This is a genomic window from Frankia sp. R82 (assembly GCF_023716925.1).
Taxonomy (GTDB): Bacteria; Actinomycetota; Actinomycetes; order Frankiales; family Frankiaceae; genus Frankia.
The window spans coordinates 1-1848 of the sequence record NZ_JAMQQG010000140.1; the positions used below are offsets into that span (position 1 = coordinate 1).

At 75.3% G+C, this 1848-nt stretch carries 2 protein-coding genes; one reads left to right on the forward strand and one right to left on the reverse strand.

Annotation, left to right across the window (positions count from 1 at the left end):
- Window positions 1-210 precede the first annotated feature (210 nt).
- A complete protein-coding gene (locus ND747_RS16200; RefSeq protein WP_251734447.1) occupies window positions 211-513 on the forward strand; it encodes a helix-turn-helix domain-containing protein in 303 nt (100 codons plus the stop codon).
- Between the two features lie 95 nt (window positions 514-608).
- Here ND747_RS16200 and ND747_RS16205 read toward each other — a convergent pair whose 3' ends face one another.
- Window positions 609-1589, reverse strand: a complete 981-nt coding sequence (locus ND747_RS16205; RefSeq protein ID WP_251734446.1) for a TIGR03620 family F420-dependent LLM class oxidoreductase — start codon at window positions 1587-1589, stop codon at window positions 609-611.
- Window positions 1590-1848 lie beyond the last annotated feature (259 nt).

Here is a 1848-nt window from a genome sequence, read left to right on the forward strand (position 1 = left end):
CGCGCCGCCCCCCCCCCCGCCCCCCCGGCGGCGCCCCCCGCCCTGGACGCGTCGACCGCCGCGGCGCTGCGGGCGGCGTCGAGGGCGGCGGCCACCACCGCCCCGGCCGCGGCCATCGCCTCGATCGCCTGCGGCGTCTTCATCTCGACCATCGCGTCCCGCCTCCACATTCCGTTGAACGATAACTATACCGGTATTACTATCGGGGGCATGGTGCGGACGGCGTTGACCACAGCGGAGCGGGCCCGTGGCGAGCGGCTCGGCGCGTTGCTGCGCCGGGCGCGTGGTGAGCGCAGCATCGTGGCGGTGGCGGCCGGCGCCGGGGTGTCCGCCGAGACCCTGCGCAAGATCGAGACCGGGCGGATTCCGACCCCGGCGTTCTTCACCGTGGTCGCCCTGGCCACCACCCTCGGGGTGTCCCTGGACGTCCTGGTCGACGCGTGTGCCGCCGAGGCGGAGTCGGCGTCGGAGCGGGACGGGCGGGTCCCCGGGGCGAGGGTCGGCGCGGCCTGAGCGTGGACGTCACCCGGAGGCGATCAGTCACCCGGAGACGACCAGAGGCCTGTCCGCGCCTCGGGGCCGACCACGCGGCGGCCGGGGTGTGGTGATCAGATGTGCTGTGGGAGGGAAGCGGCGGGGGCGTCGGGCAGCGCGTCGGCGAGTCGGGCGAGGGTGTCGACGGCGGCGTTCAGTGTGGGGGCCGGCACGCGGATCAGGACGCTGTCGGCGCCGGCATCGAGGTGTTCGGTGAGCCGCCGCGCGAGGGCGGCCGGGTCGCCGTGGGCGAAACGGTCGTCGATGAGCCGGTCGCTGCCGCCGTGGGCGAAGTCGTCGTCGCCGTAGCCGAGACGTCGCAGGTTCCTGGCGTACGGCGAGGTGGAGCTGCCGGCGGCCAGGTGGCGCCGCGCCAGGGCACGGGCGGCGGTCGGGTCGGGTTCGTCGAGGATGACCTGTTCGGGCACGAGGAGCTTGTCCGGGCCGAGGATCTCGCGGGCGAGCGCGGTGTGGGCGACCGGTACGGAGAACGGGTGGGCGCCGTCGGCGTGGTCGCGGGCCAGGGCGAGCATCCGCGGGCCCAGGGCGGCGAGCAGACGGGGAAACGGCGCGGCCAGCCCCCCGGCGTCGGCGGCCGCGGTCATGGCGTCGAGGTAGCGGCGCATCACCGCCACCGGCGACGCGTCCGAGGGGGCGCGGGCCTCCGGGGCCGCCGGGGCCGCCGGGGCCTGCGGGTCGCCGGTGTTGACTGTGATCCCCACGCCCAGGCCCAGCAGGAGCCGGTCGGGGAAGGCCTCGGCGAGGGTGGCGGCGCCGGCCTGCATGGCGGCCGGGGTGCGGTTGCCCACCCGCGCGATCCCGGAGCCGACGAGCAGACGATCGGTGGCCGCCAGCAGCAGGGCGAGGTGGGCGAAGATCTCCTTGGGGCCGTGGGCGCCCTCGCCGACCCAGACCGAGCCGAAACCGAGCGCTTCGATGCGGGCGACCTGCTCCCGCTCGATCGCCGCGGGGGTGACTCCCAGCACCGGGGCGGGCGCCAGCCACACGCCGAAGCGTCCCAGCCGTGCCCGGAACCCGTCTGTTGTCGTGGTCACCCGAACCTCCTATGGCGGTGCCGGAACACCCACCCAAAAAACGGAACAGCTTTCCGATTTGATCGGCTACCCTACGGAAACACGTTCCGTTTTGCAATGCCGAGGGGATGACCATGAGCGTGCCGCAGCGGGCCACCCTGGAGGCCGCACCGGCCCGGGCCGACGTGCGCCGCAACCGTCGCCGGCTGCTCGACGCGGCGCGCGCCGCGTTCACCGAGACGGGCGTGGACGCGCCCCCCACCGAGATCGCCCGTCGGGC

Bases quoted from the DNA above. Each gene is read 5' to 3' on its own strand.
- ND747_RS16200 (WP_251734447.1), top strand. From the start codon at position 211: ATGGTGCGGACGGCGTTGACCACAGCGGAGCGGGCCCGTGGCGAGCGG.